Genomic DNA, 23,426 nt, shown 5'->3' with positions numbered 1-23,426 from the left:
CTCCAGGTTGTTTTTTATTTAGGATGCGCCGCGCGAATTCGTCCCGGATTCCGCCAGCGGCAATCAGTCCATACGGACTTTTTAAGTTCAGGCCGCCGGCCCTTCGAACCGGCGCCACCATCGTCTCCTTGCGCCGAGAGGCCCGGCCAGTCGCCGCGCCCTCGGATGGTGGCCGCCATTGTCGTCATCCCCGCTTTAAAAATTTTGACGCAAATCAAACATTTGCCAGTTTGGTGGGCATAGATGTTGCCCCAGCTCGGCGAAATCCGGCTCGAGCCGGTAAGGTAAAACCCCCAATAGCGGTGCCGACAAATGGGTTTGCAAATAGGCCAGATTGCCTTCGAAACCCGGCATCGCCTCGCTCAAGCGGACCGCGAGCCAACCGGCGCAGCGCAGCCCGGTCCGCTCGACCGCCGCGACGGTCAAGCGCGCGTGATTGATGCATCCCAAGCGCATGCCGACCACGACGACGACCGGCAATCCCAGCCGACGCGCCAAACCGGCGTTGTCCAACGCGGCGTCCAGCGGCGAATACCACCCGCCGGCGCCTTCGACCACCAACCAGTCGGCGGTCGCATGCAATGCGGCGGCCAGCGCGGCGATACGCTCCGGATCGACCAAGATATCGCCGCAGGCCAGATGCGGCGACATCGCCGCCTCGAACGCGTAGGGATTGATGGCCGCGTAGTCCGCCGGCGTGGAACACGCCGCCTGGATCAGCAAGGCGTCGCGGTTATAGAAACGGCCGTCGCGCCGCTCGCAGCCCGCCGCTACCGGCTTCATGCCGGCCACCGTGTAGCCGTCCGCGCGCAAGCGGCGCATCCAGGTCAGCGTCGCCCAGGTTTTGCCAACGTCGGTATCGGTACCGGTGATAAACACGCCGGCTTTCATCGAAACGCCCTGACAAACAGAATCTCCCAACTGGCAAGGATCCGCGCGTCGGGCATTAAAGTCTCGTAAGCGGCGATCATGTCCCGCAATTGCCGGCGCGTGGTCGGCCCGCGCTTGCGATCGGCGTTGAGATTATGCGCGCCTATACCCTTCAGCTCCCGCATCAGATCCGATACCGCCGCATATTCGGTCGAATACGTCCGCGAGACGATGTCGCCATCGTGCCAACCGGCCGCCGCCAACTGGTCGCGTATCTCGGCCCCGGACACGAACGCATTCACGTGCCGGTAATCGTCGACCTCGGCCCAAGCCGCCTTCAACTCCACCAGGGTACCCGGCCCGAAGGTCGCGAACGCCAGCTGCCCGCCCGGCGCCAGCACCCGCCGGCAATCGCCGAACAGCGCCGGCAAATCCGCGCACCACTGCAAAGCCAGATTGGAATAGATTTGACCGAGACCGGCATCGGCCAGCGGCAAACGCTCGGCGTCCGCGCACACATACCGCACGCCGGCCGGCCATTTGGCTCTGGCCGCTTGCAGCATCGGCAGTGCGATATCCAGCGCATACACCGGCCGATCGGCGGCGCGGCCCAGCAACAAACCGGTCAAAAAACCGGTGCCGCAACCCAGATCGGCAATAGCGCCGGCCGCCGGCGATACGTCGAATCGGACCAGCAATTCGGCCCCGACCCGACGCTGCAAGGCCGCCACGCTATCGTAGCCGGCCGCCGCCGCGCCGAACGAACGGCGAATATCGCGTTTGGCAATCGCGGCACTCATTGCGGCGCCCGCAACAATGCCATCACCTGCTCGGGATGGCTCAGAAACGGCAAGTGGCCGGCCGCATCGAGACAATACACGCCGGCCTCCGGCCTTAAATCGGCCAGCGCCTTAGCGGCGGCGACCGGTACCAGCATGTCTCTTCCGCCGAAAATGGCCGAGGCCGGACAGCGCAAATGCCGCCATTGTTCGCGCAAATCGGCGGTTTTCAAGATGTCCAGCCCGCCGCGCAACGCCGCTTCGGCCGGCGGCGGCGCATCCGCGACCGTTTGCCGCAAATGCGCCAACAACGCCCGTTGCTCGGGCAAGCCTTGTACTTGCAGGGCTAGAAAGCGTTGCAGCGTGGTTTTGGCATCGGCCAGCAACAGCTCGGCAAAGCCATCCAGCACCGCCGGACGCATGCCCGGCCAAGTGCCGTCGCCGACGAATTTAGGGTTGCTGGCCAGCAAGGTCAACTGCTCGACCCGCTCCGGGTAGCGCGCGGCGATGTCCAGCGCGAAGGCGCCGCCCAAGGACCAACCCAGCAACGCGAACCGGCGAACCGGCAGCGCCGCGACCAAGGCATCGCCGACCGCCGCCAGCTCGAACGGCGCCAGCGCGCCGCTACGGCCGTGTCCGGGCAAATCCGCGACGATGGTTTGATATTGGCCGGCCAAGCGCTCGGCGAACCCGCGCAACACGCCGCCGTGCATGGCCCAGCCATGCAACATCAGCAGCGGCGGCCCGCCGTCGCGCTTATCCAGATGAATGAACGTCATGCGCCCAGCTCGCTCAAAGCCTCCAGCAAGGCATCGATTTGCGCGTCGTCGTGCAGAGCCGTCAAGGTCACCCGTAAACGGGCGGTGCCGATCGGCACCGTCGGCGGCCGAATCGCGCCGACCCAGAAGCCCCGCTCGGCCAAGGCCCGGCTCAGCGCGACCGCGCGCTCGCTATCGCCGGTCGGCAACGGTTGGATCGCGGTTTCGGAAGCCATCAGCGGCAAACCCAGTTGCTCGGCGCCTTGCCGGAAACGCGCGATCAGCTCGCGCAAGCGCTCGCGCCGCCAGGTTTCGTCGCGCACGATGCGCAACGCGGTACGCGTGGCCTCGGCGACCGCCGGCGGCATCGCCGTCGTAAACACATAACTGCGGGCTTTTTGAATCAGCAGCTCGATCAAGTCGTCGGAACCGGCGACAAAGGCGCCGAAGGTGCCGAAGGCCTTGCCCAAGGTACCGATCAAGATCGGCACCTGTTCGGCACTCAAGCCGAAATGCTCGACGATGCCGCCGCCGCGCGCGCCAAGCACGCCGAAGCCGTGGGCATCGTCGATCAACAAGCCGGCATCGTGGCGGCCGGCCAATGCCGCCAATGCCGGCAGCGGCGCCAAATCGCCGTCCATGCTGAACACCCCGTCGCTGACCACCAAGACCTTGCCCGATCCGGTCGCCAGTTTCGCGGCCAGGTCGGTGGGATCGGCGTGATGGTAGCGGCGAAACCGGGCACCGGCCAGCAAACCGCCGTCCAGCAGCGATGCGTGATTCAGCCGATCTTCCAGCACCGTATCGCCGCGCCCCAGCAAGGCCGAAATCGTCCCGACGTTGGCCATGTAACCGGTCGAAAACAACAAGGCCCGCCGCCGGCCGGTGAACTCGGCCAATGCGTCCTCCAACGCGTGATGCGCGGCACTATGCCCGCAAATTAAATGCGCGGAGCCGCTGCCGACGCCGTAGCGTTCCGCGCCGCGCTGGAAAGCCTCGACCAGGCGCGGGTCGGCGGCCAGCCCCAGATAGTCGTTGCTGCAAAAATTGACCATCCGCCGCCCGTCCACGTCCAGCAGCACGCCTTGCGGGCCGTCCACGACCCGGCGGCGCCGGTACAAACCTTGTTGCTCCAGCCGGCCCAGCTCGCCGCTAAAATCGTAAAAGCCGGCCATCAAGCGTAACTGGAGCCGCCCATCCGCACGCCCAAGCGCTGAAACAATTGCCGGTCGTGGCTGGTCATCGGATTGTCGGTGGTCAGCAATTTATCGCCGTAGAAAATCGAGTTGGCGCCGGCCAAAAAGCACAAGGCCTGCATCTCGTCACTCATCGCGGTGCGGCCGGCCGACAAGCGGACCCGCGATCCCGGCATCATGATCCTGGCCACCGCCACGGTGCGCACGAACACCAGCGGGTCCAGCGTAGCGGTGCCGTGCAGCGGCGTCCCTTCGACTTGCACCAGCATATTGATCGGCACGCTCTCCGGATGCTTGGGCAGATTCGCCAGTTGCAGCAATAATTTGGCGCGATCGACCTCCGACTCGCCCATTCCGACGATGCCGCCGCAGCAGACATTGATGCCGGCCTCGCGCACCCGCTCCAGCGTATCCAACCGGTCCTGATAGGTCCGGGTGGTGATGATTTCCGAGTAATAGTCCTCGGAGGTATCGAGATTGTGGTTGTAATAGTCCAGGCCGCCGTCCTTCAAGGCTTGGGTTTGCCGGTCGGTCAGCATGCCCAAGGTCACGCAGGTTTCCATGCCCAGCGCCTTGACGCCCTTGACCATCTCGACGACCCGCTCGATGTCTCTATCCTTCGGGCTGCGCCAGGCGGCGCCCATGCAAAACCGCGAAGCGCCCTGGGCCTGCGCTTGTTGCGCGGCTTGCAAGACCGCTTCGACCGGCATCAGCGCCTCCGGCGTCAGATCGGAATCGTAGCGGGCGCTTTGCGGGCAATAGCCGCAATCTTCCGAGCAGGAACCGGTCTTGATGCTCAATAAGCTGCTAACCTGAATTTCGTTGGGATCGAAGAACGCCCGATGCGCGGTCTGGGCCTGAAAAATCAAATCGTTGAACGGCAATGCGAACAAGGTCTCGACCTCGGCCAATTGCCAATCGTGACGAAGGTTGGCGACGTGGTTCGAAGGTTTCTGGCTGGCGGACATTCTGCTACTCTCCCATGCTCGGCGGCGGCGCAAGCGGTGACCGGGACCGCTTATCAACCTGTTTAAAGAAAAATGGTAAACCATTGGCTAAACATTATACAGAATTTGCTGTTACCGCCGCGCTGCGTATTATGCGGCGCGCCCGGCCATGCCGGCCTGGACTTGTGCGCCGGCTGCCTGGACGACCTGCCCCGTAACGTTTCCTGCTGCTACCGCTGCGGCGAACCGTTCGAAACCCGCCATCCTCAACCGGTGCTGTGCGGGCGCTGCCTGAGCAAAACGCCGGCCTTCGACGAGACCTACGCGCCGTTTTTGTACCGCAGTCATTTACGCTTTTTGGTGAGCCGCCTGAAATTCCAGCGCGACTACAAGAATGCCCGAGTGCTGGCCGGCTTGCTGGCGGCCCACGCCGGAACCCAGGCCGAACGGCCGGAATGCCTGATCCCGGTGCCGCTGCATCGCGGACGCTACCGCGAACGCGGCTTCAACCAGGCCATGGAAATCGCCCGGCATTTATCGAAGGAATTGAAGATTCCGCTGGATTCGCGGAGCTGCCAACGAGTGCGGGATACCGGCCATCAAATCGCGTTGCCGGCTAAGCAGCGCCGCAAGAATCTGCGCAACGCCTTCCGCGCCACGCGGCCGTTACCTTACCGCCACGTCGCCATCGTCGATGACGTGATGACCACCGGCGCCACCGTCGCCGCGCTGGCAACGGCATTGAAGCGAGCCGGCGTCGGCCGGGTGGATGTCTGGGTCTGCGCCCGAGCCTAATGACCCACTGAAATAAATCGGGCCGGTATTCACCGGCCCGATCGCTACTGCCCCTATCGATACCCGCATCTAAGCGTAAGTATCGATGTTTCTACCTTTACTACCGTCGTTATCCCCATCGGCATCTTTCGCGACCGGTTGCACCGGTTGCGGCGCGGGCTGCCGATTCTCTACGGGCGGCTTCGCTTGATTGACGAGAGGAACGTACGGCGTGGAGCCCACTCCCGATATGGATGACATGTCGATCTCCCATGGATTGAACACTGTCCGCCCAACTGGACGGACCACCGGGTTATCGGCCGAGCCGGCGAAAGCTTGAGCGTAAAATCAGCGCTCAGCGCGGCGAACCCGCGCCCTGCGCCGCTGGCTCGGCCGGACCGAACAACGACCCTCCGCCTCGACCGGCCACATCGACCCATAAATGCGGCAGATTCAGTTGCTCCAACCACTCGACGCCGTCGCCTTCCTTCAGCATCGCGATCGTCGAAGCGCTACCGGCCACCACGCAAAAATCGCCGACCACCGTCACCGCCGCCAAATGCCGTACCGGCCAGCCGGTCTTCGGGTTCAAAATATGCCCGTAGCGCACCTGGTCGATGACCATGCAGCGCTCGTAATCGCCGCTGCTGGCCACCGCGCCCTCGTACAAGTTCAAGGTATCCAGCAAGCCGCCCTGCCGGCGCGGATCGCGAATACCCACCCGCCAGGGACTGCCGTCGCCGCGCGGACCGATCACCCGAATATCGCCGCCCAAATTCACGACCCCGCGCTGAACCCCGTGGTTGCGGCAGATCGTCGCCGCGCAATCGGCGGCGTATTCCTTGACGACGCCGCCGAAATCGATTTCCATGCCGGCGACCGAAAACGTCAATTCCGGCCGGCGCCAGCACAGCCGGTGCCAGCCCACCTTCTCCAGCAACGCCGCCAGCATGGCCGGCTCGGGCAAACGGCCGGCATCGAATTTCCAGGCCCGGCGCAAAATCCCGGAAGTTACGTCGAACAAGCCCTCGCTTTGCTCGTAGCAGGTCAGCGCATAATCCAGCAAGCTGGCGGTTTCGTCGTCCACCGCGATCGAACCGCCAAGCGCCGCGCTCCGGTTGATCTCCGATAAAAAGCTATCGTCCCGGTAACGGGAATAGCGTGCCTCCAGGCGCCGCACATCCGCGATCGCCGCATCCGCCGCCGCGCCGGCCGCCGCCGCGCTAATCGCGAACAATTGGATTTCGCACGGCGTCCCCATGGCTTGGAATTCGCGGCGGTAAAACGTTAACGGACGGCGTTTGCTGGGTTTTTTCGGTTTCATGTCGGGTTAATGCGAAACGAATGGCGATGGTCGACGGCCGGTCGGGTTTTCCCTAAGGCATAAACGCCTAGTGTAACCCGACAATCGTTTACCCCAACCCTCGCCTACAAGCTGGCCGGCTCGGCCAGCAATTGCTTGAGGACGCCTTGCAATTCGTCCACCTCGCCGGACCGGAAACCCTTATGGATGTAGCGCAGCTTGCCCTGGCGGTCGATCAAAAACGACGACGGCATGGCCTCCACCGCAAAGTCCTTGGCGCACTGCCGGCTCGGATCGGCGGCCACCGCGAAACCGGGGCGGACCTTGGTCAAAAACGCCTGGGCATCGGCGGCGTCCTCGTCCAGATTGACCGCGACCACTTGCAAGCCCTGAGCGCCGTGTTGGCGCTGCAACTCGTTCATAAACGGAAACGATTGCATGCACGGCCCGCACCAGGACGCCCAAAAATCGACATACACGACTTGATTCTTGAACTGTTGCAAGTGCAAGGCCTTGCCGTCCGCCATGCCCTGTAACGCGCAAGCCGGCGCGGCCCGATCGACCGCCGCCGCGTCGACTTGCGCGGCCGCCATCCCCAATCTTAACGCCAGCGCCCAGGCCGCCGGCCGGCGCTTAAACCACATCAAATCCTTTAGCAATGTATCGCTCATCGTCAAACTCTCCCAACATTAAAATGCGTCGGCCAACGGCCGACCGTTAAAAACCCGCCCGCGCCCGGCGTCCGCTACCTATCCGGTCCGGACCACCGGCCGAAGCCACTTAAACCCCGCCCCCGGTTTATCGATCGAATCCCCGCCGCCGCAACACCCGGCCCGCGTTCCGATTAAGCCCCGCCGAAATACGAACGCAGGCCGCATGCTGACCGACGGTTCGCGCAGCCCTTCAATACCGCTCGCCCTAGACCCGTCCAAGGGCGCGCCGGCCTGGATTTGGCCGAGCCCGACCCGAACCGAATGCCGGCGATCGAGAGGACCGGACTTAAACCTAAGCCCGGTGCGACGGCCACCAACCCGCTGACCGCGGATCGGCCGGTTTGCCCGACGCCGAACCAACGATACTCGGCGTCGAGTGTTTTTTGCCCGGCGATAGCCTGACCGACCTTAACTGGCCGCCGCCGGCTTGGCGCTGGAACCGCCGGGAAAACGGGTCCGCAAATCGTCGAACAAGGTTTGGGCATTCGGCCGGTCGCGCTTGGCCGCTTCGCGCTCGCTATGGTAGTAGGCCAAAGATGAACCCGACCCGATTGATCGCGGGCATTCGGTTCGGGCCGGGCGAAGACTATTTTTTCCACCGCCGCCCCTCCTTCATCGTCGCGTCACAAACCCGCTTTAGGCTGCCGCATGCCATCCCTTCATCGCGATGGCGCAACCCTCCCTTGATGCATTCGAATTTGGAGTGATCGTCCATGCGAACCACGAAATTCCGCTCTATCTATCCGCTGACGACGGCTGTCGCATCGGCGTTAATGCTTAGCGCCCCGGCGCAAGCGCAAGACGAACATAAAACCGCCACGCCGATTAAGCACGTGATCGTCATCGTTGGCGAAAACCATACCTTCGACAACCTGTTCGGCGCCTATCAACCCAAACGCGGCCAACGCATCGACAACCTGCTCAGCAAAGGCATCATCACCGCCGACGGCGAACCCGGCCCCCGCTTCGATCTGGCCAAGCAACGGGTCGGCAGCGCCACCGACCGCTACCGGGTCGTCACCGAATCCATCGGCGATTACGACCTCGGGCTACCGCAACCCTACACCACCTACGCCATCGGCCAAACCGCCGGCATCTTGGATAACCGCTTTCCCAGCAACCTGCCCAACGGCCCCTATCAAATCAGCAAATACGCGCCTTACAACGAATACACCGGCGACCCGGTGCATCGGTTCTTTCAAATGTGGCAAGACCTCGACGGCGGCAAACACGACAAATTCGTGTGGGTCGAAGAAAGCATAGGCACCGGCTCCGACGGCAAACCCTACCCGGCGGGCGGCTTCAATCCGATGGAAGGCGCCATCTCGATGGGCTTTTACAATATGAATACCGGCGACGCGCCGATCTTCAAAGCCCTCGCCGACACCTACGCCATCAGCGACAACTACCATCAATCGGTCCAGGGCGGTACCGGCGCCAATTTCCTGGCCCTGGTCACCGGCCACGCGGCCTATTTCACCCATCCGGCCAAGCTCGACGGCAGTGCCGCCAAACCTTGGGCCAACCAAATCGAAAACCCCAATCCGGTGGCTGGCAGCAACAACTACTACACCCAGGACGGATACGGCGGCGGCTCCTACGTCAATTGCGCCGATTCGGCCCAACCGGGCGTCGCGGCCGTCAACGCCGAGCTGATCCGCCAAGGCCTGCGCAAAAACAATTGCGAAAAAGACCATTACTATCTGGTCAACAACTACAACTTGTATTGGAACCAAACCAGCGCCAGCCCCCGCTCGCTCGGCGCCGACCAGTTCACGCTGCCGCCGCAAAGCCTGCGTACCATTGCCGACGTACTGACCGCTCATAACGTCTCCTGGAAATATTACAGCGCCGACCGAGGCGACGACGCCACCACCTTTGCCGGCGGCGTCAACGGCATACCGTTGCTGTTCCACGCCTACTGCGGTATCTGCGACCCGCTGACCGGGTTCAGCAGCATCATGAAAAACCCGGCGGAAGAAGCCAAGCTGCAAAACTACTCCGCCTTCCTGACCGACGTTGCCAACGGCACCTTGCCGGCGGTGTCTTACGTGCGCCCCTTCGAAGCCCTGGCCGGCCATCCCGCCGACTCGACCGCCGATCAATACGAAATGTTCTTGCAAGACCTGATCGCTCAAGTCAAGAGCAATCTGGCGCTGTGGGCATCCACCGCCATCGTCGTCACCACCGACGAAGGCGGCGGCTATTACGACTCCGGCTATGTGCAAGCCGTCGATTTCTTCGGCGACGGCACCCGGATTCCGCTACTGGTGGTATCGCCCTACGCCAAGAAAGGCCACGTCGACCATACCTACAACGATCATGCGTCGATCTTGAAATTCATCGAACGCAACTGGCACTTGCCGACGATTTCGCCGCGTAGCCGCGACAATCTGCCCAATCCGCTGGCGCGCGCCGAAAACCCTTACCGGCCCGTGAACGGCCCGGCGATCGGCGACTTGATGACGCTGTTCGACTTCGACCGGGACGACCGCCACCACGACCGCGACTAGTGTAGAAACCGCAGGCCCGCACGCCCCTTCGACTCCGCTCAGGGAGCGTGCGGAACCAACCCTTCCCCGAGCGGAGCAAACGTTCCCTGAGCGGAGCCAACGTTCCCTGAGCGAAGCCGAAGGGAACCCAACCAACCGCCCCGAGCGAAGCCGACATTCCGGATCAAAGCCGTCAGCCCAAATACATAGAAAATACATTGATTTGTACATCCTAGCCCGAATGCCTTGCTGACATCCGTCTAAACCTGCAACTCCAGGTCGCGGTCGAGCCGGCAGCCATTGACGTTGGGGTACAAGGGCCGCGTAGTTGCGGGGTCCATCTTGGGAACCTCTATTGCCCGCGTGGATAGGACGATGGCGCTACCGTGGTTACCAACGCCGTGAAGTAAAAGGCTCACCATCAAAGTAAGCCGGCGGCTAGGAAGAGTCTACCCGCTCTGGCTGAGGCGGAACCACGGTAACCCGCCGGCTGCGTTGAGCCGAATTAACCCGCTGGCTGAGCGGAGTCGAAGCCAGCAGTCTCGCTGAGATTCCACTACAGTGGTCGGAGCGGAACGAGGCCCGCGACATGCAAACCCGGTGGCTAAGTCAAGGCAAACTATCTTCGAGAGCCGGTCGCGACGCCGAAGCACGCCGCCAGCTTGGAGGAAAGGACAATGATCGGGGCTGTCGGCGCTCCGATGACGGCGCGCCGAACAAGGTCAAACCGACAGCGGCCCCAACCGGCCCGCTGCCGGTTGGGGTTTAGCTATGCTCGCATTCCAGCTCGGTTTCGCCGTTCTTTTTGGTGGTCAGTAAGCAAGCCCGGTTGGCGCCGTGCTCGTGTACGTCCTGCTCCGGGCCATGCTCGCATTCCTGCTCGACTTCGCCGTTGGCTTCGGTTTTCAGCACGCACGTGTCTGCGCCCTTGCCGCTGTCCAAGTTAACGTCGTCGCTGTCGTAACTCAGGGTATCCTTGCCGTTGCCGCCGAGCAGATTATCTTCGTTCAGACCGCCGTCCAGACTGTCCTTGCCGTTTTGACCGTACAGATTGTCGCTGCCGGGGCCGCCATTCAGGTCGTCGTTACCGTTGCCGCCCCACAAGCTATCGTCGCCGCTGGTGCCGGCATCCACGCTGGTATCGTCGTCGGCGTCTGAGGCATCGTCGTCAACGCCGTCCTTATTGCGATCGCGCAGGTTGTTGTCTTCGCCGTACAGGCCGTCGTTGCCGTTATCCCCGTTTAACGTATCCCGGCCGGCATTGCCTTGCAGGGTGTCGTTGCCGTTACTGCCGCTCAGGCTGTCATCCCCGGATCCGCCGTTGAGTTGGTCATTGCCGTTACCGCCGCTCAGCGTGTCGTTATCGTCTCCACCCCACAAGCTGTCATGCCCGTTACCGCCGATCAGGTTGTCGTTACCGGTGCCGCCATCCAATTGATCGTTACCGTGATTGCCTTTCAGCGTGTCGTCTCCGCCGCCGCCGCAGATCAAGTCGTTACCCTTGCCGCCGTCGATGATGTCGTTGGCAGCGGTACCCATGATGACGTCGTCGCCCTTGGTGCCCATCACGACTTCGTTACCTTGTTTGTCGAGCTTTTTGATCGCGGTTTCGGATTGAATGGTCACCGTGGCGCCCAAGCAGGTGTCTTCGGCGATGGCGGAGTGACTGAATGCGGCGGCGATGGTCAGGCCGAGTAAGGTTTTAGCGAATGTAGTTTGACTCATGATATTTCCTGGATAATTTAGGTTTTATACGCGGATCGAATGCTTCGCCGCACATTCGATCGACCGGATTGCGCCGAACCGGCATCAACGCCGAAACGTCGGCTGTCGATCGCAATCGTTTATGAATACCGGAACCGGTAGTGAAAGTTCAATCGGGGGTGACGCCGCGTCGAAACTTGAAAGGGATTTTTCGGTCGATGCGCCTGCATTCACGGCCGAAGTCGCTCCCACGGCATAGGGTCCGGCTTTTCCGGCACCTGTCCTCGAACCAGCACCTGGATTTGCCCATCCTCAAGCGCCGAACAAGGCCGAGCTCAAATAGCGTTCGCCGGAATCCGGCAGCATGACGACGAAGCTTAGTCCGGCGTATTCCGGCAACGCGGCCAACCGCATCGTGGCGGCCAAGGCCGCGCCGCTGGACAGGCCGGCTAGTATACCCTCCTCCTTGGCCAAACGACGGGCGTATTCTACGGCCTCGATTTCGCTGGCGGTTTCGATTCGATCGATCAGGTCCAGGTCGAGTATCGCCGGCACGAAGCCGGCGCCTATGCCTTGAATGCCGTGGGCACCAGGCTGTAACACCCGGCCGGCGCGGGTTTGGGTCAGCACCGGGCTGGCGGCCGGTTCCACCGCCACGGTTTCGATCCGCTTGCCCTGGCGTTTCAAAAATCGTCCGGTGCCGGTGATGGTGCCGCCGGTGCCGACCCCGGCGACGAACACGTCGACCGCGCCGGCGCTGTCTTGCCAGATTTCCGGGCCGGTGGTTTGTTCGTGTATTGCCGGATTGGCCGGATTTTTAAATTGTTCCAGCAGCAAATAGCGATCAGGATCGGCCGCCGCCACGCGTTCGGCCGTTTCGACCGCGCCGCGCATCCCGAGCTTCCCATCGGTTAGCAGCAGTTTGGCGCCGTATGCACCCAACAATATCCGGCGTTCGCGGCTCATCGTATCCGGCATCGTCAGCGTGATCGGAATGCCGCGCGCGGCGGCCACCGCCGCCAATGCGATACCGGAATTGCCGCTGGTGGCTTCGATCAAGGTCACGCCGGGCTTGAGCAAGCCTTGCCGTTCGGCGGCCCAAACCATCGCCGCGCCGACCCGGCATTTCACCGAATAGGCCGGATTGCGGCTTTCGATTTTGGCGAAGATCGTCACCGGCAGCTCGCGGCCGATCCGATTCAGCCGGACCAGCGGCGTGCGGCCTATCGAAGCGGAATTGTCGGTAAACCAGTTAGCCATATCGACTCCCCATCAGGGCTGACGCGATGCAAAAAAAGCCGCCTTAGCGGCGGCGTGAGCAGGATGCCAAGAGAAAGGACAGCACCATGGAACTACATGGAACTACATTGCGCGCCCCGCCTTACATGCCGTATTGGGCGGAGACGCTGAAGCTGCCGAAATGATGCGGCGCGCCCGGCATCAACGGGTTTTCCCGGCGCGACGACTTGACTTGGTGCCAGGCGGCGGCCGGCGCCGGCCGGCCCAGATAAAAACCTTGCAACAATTTGCCGCCGGCATCCAGCGCGATGTCGAGCTGGATTTCGTTTTCGATGCCTTCGATAACCGGTTGGGCGCCCAAGGCCTGGACCACCTCGATCAGCTTCGGCAACACCCGGCGGATTTTACCGCCGCGCTCGGCTTCCCGAATCAAGCCGGCGTCGAACTTCACGTAATGCGGCGCCAAATGCCAGAGCCGGTCCAGATTGTAATGACGGCTGCCGAAGTTGTCGATCGCGATCTTGAAACCGCGATCGCGATAATTGTCCACCGCTTCGGCCAAGGCCCGATCGGCCTCGACCGCGTTTTCCATGATTTCCAACACCACTTGGGTGGTCGGCACCGAATGCAGATGCAGAATATGTTCGAACACCTTGCCGTGAGTATTGACGCTGACCAACAGCTTGGGATGGACGTTCAAAAACAATTGGCCGCGCTCTTCCGGTAACTCCAGATAGTTGAGCATGTGCAAGGTGCGCGCCACCCGATCCAACTTCACCAATTTATCTTGATTATCGGCCCAACCGAATGCGAAGTCCGGCGATACCGCTTCGATGCCAGTCGAAGGTCTGAGCAGGGCTTCGTAACCCAGCAAGCCCTCCGAGGTCGAGGTATCGTAGATCGGTTGAAACTCGCTACGCAAGCGCAGACCGATGTAACGGCTCAGCACTTGCGCCGCTTCCACTTCCAGTTTGAATTCGTCCAGGTCCAGATATAGTACCCGTTCCAGGTCGTCCCGTATCGCTTCGATCGTGGTTTGCACCATCCCGTCACCCTCCATCGTTTCGGCCGCGATCAGCGTCCGTAAATCTTGTCGAATATGCCGTCGTCGGCGAAGTGTTTCGCTTGGTTCTCCGGCCAACCGCCCAACTGCGCGATCGTCACTAACTCCAGCGCCGGGAACTGTTTGGCGTATTTGGCCGCCACGTCCTTATCGATCGGGCGGTAGAAGTTTTTCGCGATGATTTCCTGGCCTTCCTTGCCGTACAAATACTTCAGGTATTCGGTCGCGACTTCGGTGGTGCCGTGTTTGCGCGCCACGTCTTCGACGACGGTCACCGGCGGTTCGGCCAGGATGCTGAAGCTGGGCGTGACGACTTCGTACTTGTCGGCGCCGAATTCCTTCAACACCAGATAGGCTTCGTTTTCCCAGGTAATCAACACGTCGCCGATGTCGCGCTCGGCGAAGGTGGTGGTGGAACCGCGCGCGCCGGTATCCAGTACCGAGGTGTTCTTGAACAATTTGCCGACGAAGTCCTTGGCCGCCTCTTCGCTATTGTTGTTGTGTTTCAACGCGTAAGCCCAGGCCGCCATGTAATTCCAACGCGCGCCGCCGGAGGTTTTCGGATTCGGCGTGACCACGCTGAGGCCGGGCTTGATCAAATCGCTCCAATCTTTAACATGCTGCGGATTGCCCTTGCGCACCACGAACACGATGGTCGAGGTATAAGGGGCGCTATTGTTGGGCAACTGGCTTTGCCAGTTTTCCGGAATCAGGTTGCGGCGCGCCAGTTGGTCGATGTCGGCCGAGATCGCCAGCGTCACCACATCGGCCTCCAGGCCGTCCAGTACCGCCCTGGCCTGCTTGCCGCCGCCGCCGTGCGACTGGTTGACGGTGACGTTGTCGCCGGCTTTGCCTTTCCAGTATTTGGCGAAAGCTTGGTTGTATTCTTTATAGAATTCGCGGGTCGGATCGTAGGACACGTTCAACAAGGTCACGTCCGCCGCGAAGGTCTTGCTTGCCGCCGCCGTCAGTAGGGTGACGGCAATCAAACCGAATAATCTGTTCTTCATAAGTGATCTCTCAAAAGCTATTTTGGTGAAATGGTTGCCATGTCCGCATCCGTGCGACTATCCGTGGGTCTAGCCTCAACCTAGCCCCCGTCCTGGGAGCAGCGGAACCGGCTTCCTGCCGCAATGACGAATCCGTTAAAACGCCAATTGGAAGCGGGTGGCGAATACGTTCTCCGACGGACGATTGGCAAATGCCGCGGCCGATAATCCCGCACCACCGTCGAAGTAGGTTTGCTCGTAATCGGCCATGATTCGGGCGTTTTGGTTTAGGAACCAGTTGAAACCCACAGCCCAAGCCGTGGCGTGCTTGGCCGACTTGGCCGGATTCAGGTAATTGAACGCGGTGGTGTCGACGTTGAATTCGCTCCAGCGCGCCGCCACCTGCAAGGCGCCCCAACTACCTTCCAACGGATTGAACGGCCGAATCGGCTTGACGCTTTGGAAGGTGTTGTCTTCGCCGGTCAACACATAGGAAAGCTGCACCTGCCACGCCGTATTGTTGAGTTGGTTACGCACGCCGGGGATGCTTTGACCGGTCCGGGTAGCGATGACTTCCTGAGCCGACAACACGTATTCGCCCATGATGCCGAACGGACCGGCATACCAATAGGCTTGCGGGTAAACCCGGTAATGCACGCCGTCCGCCTGTAGGGTACCGGTATAGGCGCTTCGCAAACTGTTGTAATTCAAGAACGTGGATCGCCCTATCGGCGTGCCCTGATTTTTCAAGGCTTGCAAGCTAGGCCGTTCCCAAGTACCGGCGACACCCAGGCCCAGACCTTCCAGCCAGCGGTTGCCGCCGTGTTGGAACGGATGTACCCATAAGCGACCGATAAATTCCTTGTCGTCGTCGGTATCCGGCGAGTTTTTATCGATGCTGCCGTCGTCGCCGGAACCGTTAAACACGCCGAGTTGATAGCTGACGAAGTTGCGGAAATCCACCGGCCCCGCGTAATCGGCCTTGTAACCCGGCGCGGCGAACGACCCGTGCAACATCACGCCGACATCGCGGTTGCTGGCCAGATAGGTCGGGAACGCGCGTTCCAGAAACGTACCGTCCGAGTCGCCTTGCAAACGCTCCAAGCTCAGCGGGGTTTTTTGCTTACCGACGCTCAAGCTGGCGTAGGGCAAATAGGCGTAATCCAGGTAGGCGTCCGGCAGGATATTGGTAGCCGCGAAATCCGGCATGATTTTGAAGTACAAGCTGTCCCAAAACTTACCTTCCAACCAAATCCGGGCTTGCTTCAACTCGAACTTGTCGGTTTCGGCGCCGCCGCTGATACCGTTGGACGCGGTCGCCCCGGTCCAACTACCGCCGGTGAAAAAGCGCGCGTCGGTTTGTACCGCGCCGCGAATCCGGACTTGATGTTTACCGTCGGCCGAGGAAATCCGAAAGCCGTCGCTGCCGCCTTCGACTTTAGGCGCGCGGCTGGCGGCCGTGGCGGCCACTTCCTTGTCCACTTCCAATTTGCGTTCTAGCGTGTTGATCTTGCGATTGAGCTTCTCTACTTCCGGATTCGACTGCGCGACCGGTGCGACAGCGGTCGGCGCGGCGGCCGCTTTCTCGAACCGTTCCAGTCTGGCTTCCAGCTCGCGAATGCGCTGCTCCAGCGCTTGGGCGTCGGCGGCTTGGGCATCGGCGACGCCGAATAGCGCCGCGCCGATCGCGCCCACCAATAGGCGGCGTTTAACATGAGTCATGTGGTGTTTTCCTGTTATCGCTTGCTTCCGGCGTTCCGGTCAGAAGGTCGTTATTGTTATTTGGCTGGCGTCTCCGGCGATCCGGTCGAATCGAATAAGTGCTTGAAAGCAACCGGATCAAATCGGTATTTTTGGGTCGGCTACTCGGAATCTTTCGCGCTTGTCGATTTGCACGACCCGGCCGTCGTGAATGACGACCTCGATGGAACCAAAGCGGATGTCTCGCAGAATCTCCGCAATCTTTAGGGCAATCTCGTTATGATTGCCCGGCTTAAACGAACGGTTATTGGTTTCGGTTGCCATATCGCCTCCCCGAGGTGGTGGACTGGGACGTTATTGAGTCGCTCCGTTGCCGGACCCGGCCGGCGACGTTGGGGAGATGATAAGAGGCTCGTTATTCGATGAAAAACGATATAAATTGAAATACAAATCTATAAATCAGATATACGTGCTGATAGGCTGCTGAAAAACCAGCATGAATAGTCAATATTCCAACCACTTGGCAGCAGCGCGTGTCTCGGCGACAGCAAAGATACCCTTGCCCTACGGCGACTTGATTCAATTTCGCGACCGCGACGTTGGGCATGATTTCGCCGATCGCATGACGGTCAAGCCGTTACCCTGTGGCGGTACGTTGCGTATCCGGGCTATGCGCATCCGCGTCAGCGCTATTTTGCCGATGCTAGGCGAGGGTGTGAGCAATGAAGAGATTTTGCAGGATTTTCCTGACCTGGAGCATCAAGATACACAGGCTTGTTTATTGTATGCCGCCAAGCGTGTCGATTTTGAACGGCTGGCGGCGTGACGTATTAGATTGATGCCCGACAGCGTAAGTTTCCGACCGTACCCCAAAGCCGGTAGATGCTCAAGAATCATTTGCCGATTGCGTGAAACATGACTACCATCATTGCCGGAGGTAATTAACATGACCAACGTCGAAAAAATATCTATCGCTTTAACACCCGAATTGGCGAATATATTGCGGCAATGTGTTGAAAGTTGTGAATACGCCAGTTCAAGCGAACTCGTCCGTGAAGCATTGCGCGACTGGAAAACTAATCGGTCATTGCAGAAAAGTGAACTTCAAGTTCTGAAAAGTCTTTGGCAGACAGGTATTGATAGCGGCTCTGGAAAATTTACCGATATGGATGCCATTAAGATGGAGGCCAGAAAACGCCTTGCATCATCCACTAAATAGCACGGCAAACTATCCATGGGTAGCGTCCAGCGTACTACTCAATCCGAAGAAGATTTATTGAGATATGGCTCTACATTGCCCAAGATAATCCCCTCGCGGCTGATAGAGTACTGGATGACATGGAACATCGTTTCATCATGCTGGCGGACAATCCCCAGATGAGTCGCTAACGCCCGGATATTGCACCAGAGCTACGGTATTTTATATCGGGCAAATACCTTATCCTTTACAGAATCCTAACCGATGGCGTGCAGATAGTTCGCGTCATTCATGGCGCCAGGGATTTACCCAACGTGGTCTAATCGCCGATGCACATTGGTGTAGCATTATGGCTTTTAGCCTTGTGCGTAAGGTCTTGAGACTCGCGCAAAAAGCTTTACGCTATCCTCGCCAGACATTAAAGCTTGCGCGTGAACCCAAATAGCCTTGCGAATTAAGCTCAAAGCCTCGCGCGCAAGGCAACTAAGCTTGCGGTGTTTTGCTATCCTCGCCAGGCATTTAAGCTTGGGAACGGGCCACCATAGCCTCGCGAACCAAGCTAAAAACCCTGCGGCCGAGGCATTTTGGTTTGCGCCCAAGCCTGCGAAGCGTTTGCGAATAGCAAGACACCATTCACGCCAGAGCGTAGGTTGACGACAGGAACCCCAACACGACAACCGTAAAACCACCAGCAAACCATCGACAACGCAACAATGAAGTCATCGACAAGTTAAAGGCCATCAATGTTGGGGTTCGTACCTCACCACCTACACAAGCCCAACGTACGCGGTCTCTAAAAAATTAGTACTCAATCCTCACAGACCCCATAAACGTTCTCGGCACGCCAACTTCTATACCGTTGCGGTTAAATGAAGAAGGAAAATACTCTTTATCCAATAAATTATTGACATTGAATTGCGTGGTTAATGTGCTTCCACCGACCTTCCAAGCGTAGCTGCTGAACAAGTTTACCGTTGCATAACCCGGTAATACGGCGGTCGTTGCAGCAATATCGGTTGTCTGAGAGCTTCTGGTAATGACGCCCCCGCCGAATTTGAAACCCTGCAATAGCCCTGATTGCAATTCGTAAGTCGAAAATAGGCTCGCGCCATGACGAGGAACACCGCGGAATCGGCGTCCAATTTCGCTTTCTCTGCCAACCGTAACGGTTGCATCCGGAGTGTATGCGTAGGACCCAATAATATTCCAACCTGGAAGTACTTCGCCTTTAATATCAAGTTCCAATCCAGCACTGTTAGCTTCGCCGATCGATAGAAAATTTCCAGATAGATGTGGATCGGGAATTCTGACATTTTGTTTTGTCAGATCAAACCAAGCTAACGTTCCTATAAACCGCTTGTCGAACAGTTCAGTTTTCAAACCAAATTCCCATTGCTGTGCCGTTTCAGGCTGAAGCAAATTGCCGCCTATTCCAGGGCTGCTAACCGATGTAAAGTTTTCGGAGTAGCTGCCATATACGCTAAGCTCAGGCAAAGCTTGCCAAACTACGCCGCCACGAGGAGACAGATTGTCCTGACGCGGAATCTCAGACCGGCTGCCGTTGAAAACCGTGCTCGATTCCGCGCTGTCGTACCTGAAACCCGCTAGCATGCTAAGGTCGAAAGGCAACTTGATCTGATCTTGCAGATATAAACCGAACCAATCGCTCGCTAGCGATAGCTGATTGTTAGTTGCTGGGTTGCCCAAGGCGGCTGGGAGGCCAAGATATTGCGGATTAAAAATGTTAATTCTATTACTCGGACCGGATACAAACCGCTGGATCGTATCAACAGACGTGTGGTAATGATCGCCACCCAATAACAGAGTATGCTTTAATCCGGCTGTATTGAAGTGTCCGGTAAGGTTCACGCTATTGTAGTAAACCGGTTGATTCCCTGGGTTTTGGGACTGGTAAAGCCCAAAGCGGTTCACTGTTTGATTATCAAAAAAACCTGTTACTGCTGAAGTCACGCCGTTTTGTCCGAGAAATTGCATGTTGAATCGATGACTCAATGTCCAGTTATCGTTAAATGCATGTGACCAATTCATGCCGACCATGACGCGCTCGTACTCATAATTAACCGGTTCGCCCAAAAAACGGTTTTGCGGTAAGTTGGCGGGTCGATTTCCGATGGCGGGGATGCCGCGGTCAAACACCACGTGGCCGGTGTCGTATTCCAATTCGAAGTTTATTTGAGTCCTAGGGCTGATATTCCAAGTCACCATAGGTGCGATAAAAGTCCTTTCGCTATTAACGAAATCTCGGAATGAATCGGCGCTTTTGTAGGCAAGGTTGAATCGATAGAGTAACGATTTGTCGTCCGAGATCGGCCCCGTAGCATCGACAGTAGTACGATATAGGTCATAAGAACCGAATTGCTGTTGCAACGAATAATAAGGCGTCGCCAACGGTTTTTTGGTTATGTAATTCACCACGCCACCCGGATTGGTCATGCCGTACAGTAAAGATGCCGGGCCTTTTAACACTTCGACACGCTCGGTACTAGCCAAATCTCGTCCGCCTATAATGTAGTCCGCCACGGGAAACGGCGCCCCATCTCGATAGTCTCCGCTCAAGCTGTTGAATCCACGACGTGTCGAGGACTCAAAAAAATCTCCCGAACCGCTACTACGATAAATGCCGCTCACGTAATCCAACGCATCGTTAGGACGTATTCCCTGAATATCTTCAATCACTTGTTTTGGAACAACCTGTATCGAATAAGGTGTTTCCATGATCGGTGTGTCGGTTTTGGTTGCCGTACTGGCATTCGGCAAACTGTAATCCGGATTATAGGGATCGGTCGAATCGTAAGTAGCTTTGCCAACCACCTGCACCGCCGGCATGGTCTGCGGCCCCAGATTGTTGTGCAGCTCCGCCGCTCGCGGCTGTAAGGTGATGGCCCCGTCCCCGGTCGTCACGGCCTGTAACGGCGCGTCACCCAATAAAATCCTGATTGCTTCATCGGCGGTGTAGTCGCCGTGTAGGGCACCGCTGCGCAGATTATCGGCAATATCGGTGCCGTACATCAGTTGCTGCTGGCCTTGCCTGCCGAACATCAATAAGGCCTGATTCAGCGACTGGGCGGGGATATCAAAATGGTGTTTGCCGGCAGCATCGCCGTGGGCGGTTTGCGAGATCAACGCCGCGAGTAAGACAGCTTTGGCGGCATGGCGCCGGCCCTTGCCGGCTGAATGATTGCAATACTTTGCGTTGGACATGGATACTCCTAGTTTCGGTCGGGTTACACGGCAGCAATTGGGCTGGTGTTAGTTAAGACGGAAACTTTTTAAAAACCCACATCGGGCGATCATGGATTTTTTGTTGGGAGAGTTCGGAATGGACGGTTCGCGTTTATCGTTGGCGTCGCCCCGGCATGGATTGCCGGGGCCCAGAAGCCACGGATGCAAAGTTTCAACACATCCTTGTGCCATGGATCCCGGCAATCCATGCCGGGATGACGGCTTCGATCTGATTCAACCATTAACGCGAACAAAGCCTTAATACTTGGGGTGTCGTGGTGGGCTTGGAAAATGATTTGAGGCGGGAACAAATTCTCGATGATGGGTTTCACTGCGCTCTCGGCAACTGCTCCATGCGTTGCTCTAGCTCCTGCATCCATGCAGTCGTACCCATCCGGCTCCGTTGTTTTAACTCTCATCACCCTACCCTCTCGGCAACTGCTGCCAGCGTTGCCCTACCTCCTGCATCCCTGCAGTCGTCCAGCAAGAGAGGTTTTTTGTGCGTCGGGAGAAGGTGCGGGGTGTGAACAGCGCCTAACGCAACACCACCAGATAGGGCGTGATGCTGACTATTTGCAGCGCCGGGATGGCGGCTTTTAAACTGGCGATGGCTTGATCCAGCGCATCCAAGCGAAACAGACCGCTGATGCGCTTGTCGGCCAGCGCGGTATTCAGCAACACGACGCGGCCGGGACGGTATTGGTTGATTTGGGCAATGGCGTCGCTTAGCGGCAAGCCGTCGAATTGCAGATAGCCAGCCCGCCACAACGCCATGCCGTCCGGTTGGCCGGCGTTTTTTAAAGCGATGCCGGTGGCGCCTATCGACGCAGACTGTCCCGCCGTCAGGCGTTGTTGGTGTTGCTGCCCCGCGTCTTGTATTTCAACTATCCCTTCGACCAGTTCGACTTCGGTCTGCTCGGGTTGTCGCTTTACGGCGAAGGCCGTACCCACCGCCCGCACTTCGCTGCCGGCGGCAGTGACCACGAACGGCCGTCGCGGATTTTTAGCCACGTCAAAAAACGCTTCGCCGGCTAATAACTCCACCCGGCGCGTGCCGGCGTCGAAGTGGATGGCCAGGGCCGTGGCGGTGTTAAGCATCACCCGCGAGCCGTCGGCCAAAGTCACGCTGCGCCGCTCGCCCTTACCGGTCGAGTAGTCCGCGCGCCAGAATGCCGGCGGATACAGCACGCTCAACGTGGTAGCCAGCAATGCACAGCAGGCTACCGCCAAACCTAACGACCGGCCACGGCGTCGGCGGTGCGTTCTGTTGTCAACGTTGTCTTTAAAATCCCTGAGGCTGTCATTTCCGCGCAGACGGGAATCCAGCATGGCAACCGGACTTGCAGCCACCACATCCGCTGCCTTCGCTTGCCTGCCACCTTGCCTTGGAGACTGTCGTAACAGCTCGCTTTCTTCTCGGGGCGACTGCATCGATACAGAAGATAGGGTAATGTCGGGATCGATTACCGAGAGGGTTGGAGCGAGGGAATCAAAATGCGTCAAAGCGTTAGTTTGCATCCCCTCACCCTGCCCTCTCCCAGAGGGAGAGGGTTGTATTTTGGCTTGTAAGCTCCCTTCCCCCGGCAACGGTTGCGCACCGGGAATGATGCGGCGGCCGCGCAGTTGCCCCAAGCCCGCCCACAGCGTTTCGGCGCGTTGCCAGGCTTGTTCGTGGGCGCTGTCGGCGGCGCGCCAGGCGTTCAGCTCTTGCCGCGCGGACACGGGAAATTCACCCGAATGCAGTCTACTTAACCAAGCGCAAGCCTGTTCCAGCAAACGCTCGGCATCATCCGGCATCGGTTCGGTGGACATGGTCAATTCCTGGTTGAACGGTGGGGAGATATATCATAGACGAGGCCCAAGCCCGGAACCACATGACCGGCTAGGACTGATCCAGGGTTTTGGCGCAATGCAGCAGCGCCTTTTTGACGTTCTCTTCGACAGTGCGAACCGAGATATTCAGGGTTTCGGCGATTTCGCGCTGCTTCATGCCCTCGAAGCGGTTTAAATAAAAAATCCGCTGGCATAAAGGCGACAAGCTGGTCATGGCTTCGATCAGCCTATCCAAATCCTGCTCCGCCAGCGCGACGGTCTCGGCGCAACGCGGATCTTCGGCTTCCGGCGGCTCGTCTTCCGGCCAATCGACGATCGCGTTATTGCGTACGGTCTGGCTGCGGTAGTGGTCGAACAGCAGATTCTGCGCTGTACGGAATAAATAGGCTTTCAGATTGCCGACATTACCCAGATCGTCGCTGCGGCATAAACGGACAAAGGCTTCCTGGCAAAGGTCGGCGGCGGTTTCCCGGCAACGCACGCGCGAAAACAGCACGGCTTCCAGCTCGCCGTGGCAACTGACGTACAGCTCTTGCAACGATTGATGCGGGTGAAATGACATGGGTCGCCGGTTTTGATTACGTCCGAATGGGCAGCTGAACCGAATCGGCTAGCAAAATTAAC

General features: G+C 59.0%; 21 protein-coding genes and 1 pseudogene. 5 read left to right on the top strand and 17 right to left on the bottom strand.

Annotation, left to right across the window (positions count from 1 at the left end; translation table 11 throughout):
* Positions 1-195 precede the first annotated feature (195 nt).
* The 5 genes from bioD to bioB are packed head-to-tail and all read right to left on the bottom strand — an operon-like array spanning position 196 to position 4,571.
* Positions 196-891, bottom strand: a complete 696-nt coding sequence (gene bioD, locus ACP4CD_RS03720) for a dethiobiotin synthase (protein WP_426993621.1) — start codon at positions 889-891, stop codon at positions 196-198.
* Entirely contained in the window at positions 888-1,670 is a 783-nt protein-coding gene (bioC, locus tag ACP4CD_RS03715) for a malonyl-ACP O-methyltransferase BioC (protein ID WP_426993620.1), read from the bottom strand. The genes bioD and bioC overlap by 4 nt, the downstream gene beginning before the upstream one ends.
* On the bottom strand, positions 1,667-2,428 hold the full coding sequence (gene bioH / locus ACP4CD_RS03710) for a pimeloyl-ACP methyl ester esterase BioH (RefSeq protein ID WP_426993619.1): 762 nt from the start codon (positions 2,426-2,428) through the stop codon (positions 1,667-1,669). The genes bioC and bioH overlap by 4 nt, the downstream gene beginning before the upstream one ends.
* Entirely contained in the window at positions 2,425-3,582 is a 1,158-nt protein-coding gene (gene bioF / locus ACP4CD_RS03705) for an 8-amino-7-oxononanoate synthase (protein ID WP_426993617.1), read from the bottom strand. The genes bioH and bioF overlap by 4 nt, the downstream gene beginning before the upstream one ends.
* Positions 3,582-4,571, bottom strand: coding sequence for a biotin synthase BioB (bioB, locus tag ACP4CD_RS03700; protein ID WP_426993615.1), 990 nt, complete (start codon positions 4,569-4,571; stop codon positions 3,582-3,584). Before bioB ends, bioF begins: the two co-directional genes overlap by 1 nt.
* A 105-nt stretch (positions 4,572-4,676) precedes the next feature.
* Between bioB and ACP4CD_RS03695 the strand changes: the two genes are divergently transcribed.
* Positions 4,677-5,345, top strand: coding sequence for a ComF family protein (locus ACP4CD_RS03695; protein WP_426993613.1), 669 nt, complete (start codon positions 4,677-4,679; stop codon positions 5,343-5,345).
* A 334-nt stretch (positions 5,346-5,679) separates the two neighbouring features.
* Here ACP4CD_RS03695 and ACP4CD_RS03690 read toward each other — a convergent pair whose 3' ends face one another.
* From ACP4CD_RS03690 to ACP4CD_RS03680, 3 genes are all read right to left on the bottom strand, one after another.
* Entirely contained in the window at positions 5,680-6,648 is a 969-nt protein-coding gene (locus ACP4CD_RS03690; RefSeq protein ID WP_426993611.1) for an FAD:protein FMN transferase, read from the bottom strand.
* A 104-nt stretch (positions 6,649-6,752) separates the two neighbouring features.
* Entirely contained in the window at positions 6,753-7,298 is a 546-nt protein-coding gene (locus tag ACP4CD_RS03685) for a TlpA family protein disulfide reductase (protein ID WP_426993609.1), read from the bottom strand.
* Positions 7,299-7,748: 450 nt separating this feature from the next.
* Positions 7,749-7,874 carry a hypothetical protein gene (locus ACP4CD_RS03680; RefSeq protein WP_302848343.1) on the bottom strand — a complete coding sequence of 42 codons (126 nt, stop codon included), beginning with the start codon at positions 7,872-7,874 and terminating at the stop codon, positions 7,749-7,751.
* Between the two features lie 179 nt (positions 7,875-8,053).
* On the opposite strand from ACP4CD_RS03680, the gene ACP4CD_RS03675 reads away from it, so the two are divergent.
* Positions 8,054-9,853 carry an alkaline phosphatase family protein gene (locus tag ACP4CD_RS03675; RefSeq protein ID WP_426993607.1) on the top strand — a complete coding sequence of 600 codons (1,800 nt, stop codon included), beginning with the start codon at positions 8,054-8,056 and terminating at the stop codon, positions 9,851-9,853.
* A gap of 744 nt (positions 9,854-10,597) precedes the next feature.
* Here the strand turns inward: ACP4CD_RS03675 and ACP4CD_RS03670 are convergent.
* The 6 genes from ACP4CD_RS03670 to ACP4CD_RS03645 form a co-directional block, all read right to left on the bottom strand.
* Positions 10,598-11,557, bottom strand: coding sequence for a calcium-binding protein (locus ACP4CD_RS03670; RefSeq protein ID WP_426993605.1), 960 nt, complete (start codon positions 11,555-11,557; stop codon positions 10,598-10,600).
* A gap of 291 nt (positions 11,558-11,848) precedes the next feature.
* Positions 11,849-12,796, bottom strand: coding sequence for a cysteine synthase A (gene cysK, locus ACP4CD_RS03665; RefSeq protein ID WP_426993603.1), 948 nt, complete (start codon positions 12,794-12,796; stop codon positions 11,849-11,851).
* Positions 12,797-12,917: 121 nt separating this feature from the next.
* Entirely contained in the window at positions 12,918-13,820 is a 903-nt protein-coding gene (locus ACP4CD_RS03660; RefSeq protein ID WP_426993601.1) for an EAL domain-containing protein, read from the bottom strand.
* Between the two features lie 29 nt (positions 13,821-13,849).
* Complete coding sequence (locus ACP4CD_RS03655; RefSeq protein ID WP_426993600.1) at positions 13,850-14,848, bottom strand: sulfate ABC transporter substrate-binding protein; 999 nt, start codon at positions 14,846-14,848, stop codon at positions 13,850-13,852.
* A gap of 135 nt (positions 14,849-14,983) precedes the next feature.
* The gene (locus ACP4CD_RS03650) at positions 14,984-16,549 is read right to left on the bottom strand and encodes an OprO/OprP family phosphate-selective porin (protein WP_426993598.1); all 1,566 of its coding nucleotides are present in this window, start codon (positions 16,547-16,549) and stop codon (positions 14,984-14,986) included.
* Positions 16,550-16,666: 117 nt separating this feature from the next.
* On the bottom strand, positions 16,667-16,852 hold the full coding sequence (locus ACP4CD_RS03645; protein ID WP_426993597.1) for a YezD family protein: 186 nt from the start codon (positions 16,850-16,852) through the stop codon (positions 16,667-16,669).
* A gap of 172 nt (positions 16,853-17,024) precedes the next feature.
* Between ACP4CD_RS03645 and ACP4CD_RS03640 the strand changes: the two genes are divergently transcribed.
* From ACP4CD_RS03640 to ACP4CD_RS03630, 3 genes and pseudogenes are all read left to right on the top strand, one after another.
* Entirely contained in the window at positions 17,025-17,354 is a 330-nt protein-coding gene (locus ACP4CD_RS03640; RefSeq protein WP_426993595.1) for a DUF433 domain-containing protein, read from the top strand.
* Positions 17,355-17,474: 120 nt separating this feature from the next.
* Positions 17,475-17,747, top strand: coding sequence for a ribbon-helix-helix domain-containing protein (locus ACP4CD_RS03635; protein ID WP_426993593.1), 273 nt, complete (start codon positions 17,475-17,477; stop codon positions 17,745-17,747).
* Positions 17,748-17,788: 41 nt separating this feature from the next.
* Positions 17,789-18,049, top strand: a pseudogene (locus tag ACP4CD_RS03630) (type II toxin-antitoxin system RelE/ParE family toxin).
* A 478-nt stretch (positions 18,050-18,527) separates the two neighbouring features.
* Here the strand turns inward: ACP4CD_RS03630 and ACP4CD_RS03625 are convergent.
* From ACP4CD_RS03625 to ACP4CD_RS03615, 3 genes are all read right to left on the bottom strand, one after another.
* Positions 18,528-20,948, bottom strand: a complete 2,421-nt coding sequence (locus tag ACP4CD_RS03625) for a TonB-dependent siderophore receptor (RefSeq protein ID WP_426993591.1) — start codon at positions 20,946-20,948, stop codon at positions 18,528-18,530.
* A 555-nt stretch (positions 20,949-21,503) separates the two neighbouring features.
* Positions 21,504-22,781 (bottom strand): FecR family protein, encoded by a 1,278-nt coding sequence (locus ACP4CD_RS03620; protein ID WP_426993589.1) that lies wholly within the window; start codon positions 22,779-22,781, stop codon positions 21,504-21,506.
* Positions 22,782-22,851: 70 nt separating this feature from the next.
* Positions 22,852-23,364, bottom strand: coding sequence for an RNA polymerase sigma factor (locus ACP4CD_RS03615; RefSeq protein ID WP_083385966.1), 513 nt, complete (start codon positions 23,362-23,364; stop codon positions 22,852-22,854).
* Positions 23,365-23,426: the final 62 nt, after the last annotated feature.

This window comes from Methylomonas stagni (assembly GCF_050154735.1).
Taxonomy (GTDB): domain Bacteria; phylum Pseudomonadota; class Gammaproteobacteria; order Methylococcales; family Methylomonadaceae; genus Methylomonas; species Methylomonas koyamae_A.
This window is presented reverse-complemented; position numbering and strand designations above follow the sequence as displayed.

What these genes read in the sequence shown, in the direction of transcription:
- bioD (WP_426993621.1), bottom strand. Translation starts at nt 891, where the DNA reads ATGAAAGCCGGCGTGTTTATCACCGGTACCGATACCGACGTTGGCAAA.
- bioC (WP_426993620.1), bottom strand. Translation starts at nt 1,670, where the DNA reads ATGAGTGCCGCGATTGCCAAACGCGATATTCGCCGTTCGTTCGGCGCG.
- bioH (WP_426993619.1), bottom strand. Translation starts at nt 2,428, where the DNA reads ATGACGTTCATTCATCTGGATAAGCGCGACGGCGGGCCGCCGCTGCTG.
- bioF (WP_426993617.1), bottom strand. Translation starts at nt 3,582, where the DNA reads ATGGCCGGCTTTTACGATTTTAGCGGCGAGCTGGGCCGGCTGGAGCAA.
- bioB (WP_426993615.1), bottom strand. Translation starts at nt 4,571, where the DNA reads ATGTCCGCCAGCCAGAAACCTTCGAACCACGTCGCCAACCTTCGTCAC.
- ACP4CD_RS03690 (WP_426993611.1), bottom strand. Translation starts at nt 6,648, where the DNA reads ATGAAACCGAAAAAACCCAGCAAACGCCGTCCGTTAACGTTTTACCGC.
- ACP4CD_RS03685 (WP_426993609.1), bottom strand. Translation starts at nt 7,298, where the DNA reads ATGAGCGATACATTGCTAAAGGATTTGATGTGGTTTAAGCGCCGGCCG.
- ACP4CD_RS03675 (WP_426993607.1), top strand. Translation starts at nt 8,054, where the DNA reads ATGCGAACCACGAAATTCCGCTCTATCTATCCGCTGACGACGGCTGTC.
- ACP4CD_RS03670 (WP_426993605.1), bottom strand. Translation starts at nt 11,557, where the DNA reads ATGAGTCAAACTACATTCGCTAAAACCTTACTCGGCCTGACCATCGCC.
- cysK (WP_426993603.1), bottom strand. Translation starts at nt 12,796, where the DNA reads ATGGCTAACTGGTTTACCGACAATTCCGCTTCGATAGGCCGCACGCCG.
- ACP4CD_RS03660 (WP_426993601.1), bottom strand. Translation starts at nt 13,820, where the DNA reads ATGGTGCAAACCACGATCGAAGCGATACGGGACGACCTGGAACGGGTA.
- ACP4CD_RS03655 (WP_426993600.1), bottom strand. Translation starts at nt 14,848, where the DNA reads ATGAAGAACAGATTATTCGGTTTGATTGCCGTCACCCTACTGACGGCG.
- ACP4CD_RS03650 (WP_426993598.1), bottom strand. Translation starts at nt 16,549, where the DNA reads ATGACTCATGTTAAACGCCGCCTATTGGTGGGCGCGATCGGCGCGGCG.
- ACP4CD_RS03645 (WP_426993597.1), bottom strand. Translation starts at nt 16,852, where the DNA reads ATGGCAACCGAAACCAATAACCGTTCGTTTAAGCCGGGCAATCATAAC.
- ACP4CD_RS03640 (WP_426993595.1), top strand. Translation starts at nt 17,025, where the DNA reads ATGAATAGTCAATATTCCAACCACTTGGCAGCAGCGCGTGTCTCGGCG.
- ACP4CD_RS03635 (WP_426993593.1), top strand. Translation starts at nt 17,475, where the DNA reads ATGACCAACGTCGAAAAAATATCTATCGCTTTAACACCCGAATTGGCG.
- ACP4CD_RS03625 (WP_426993591.1), bottom strand. Translation starts at nt 20,948, where the DNA reads ATGTCCAACGCAAAGTATTGCAATCATTCAGCCGGCAAGGGCCGGCGC.
- ACP4CD_RS03620 (WP_426993589.1), bottom strand. Translation starts at nt 22,781, where the DNA reads ATGTCCACCGAACCGATGCCGGATGATGCCGAGCGTTTGCTGGAACAG.
- ACP4CD_RS03615 (WP_083385966.1), bottom strand. Translation starts at nt 23,364, where the DNA reads ATGTCATTTCACCCGCATCAATCGTTGCAAGAGCTGTACGTCAGTTGC.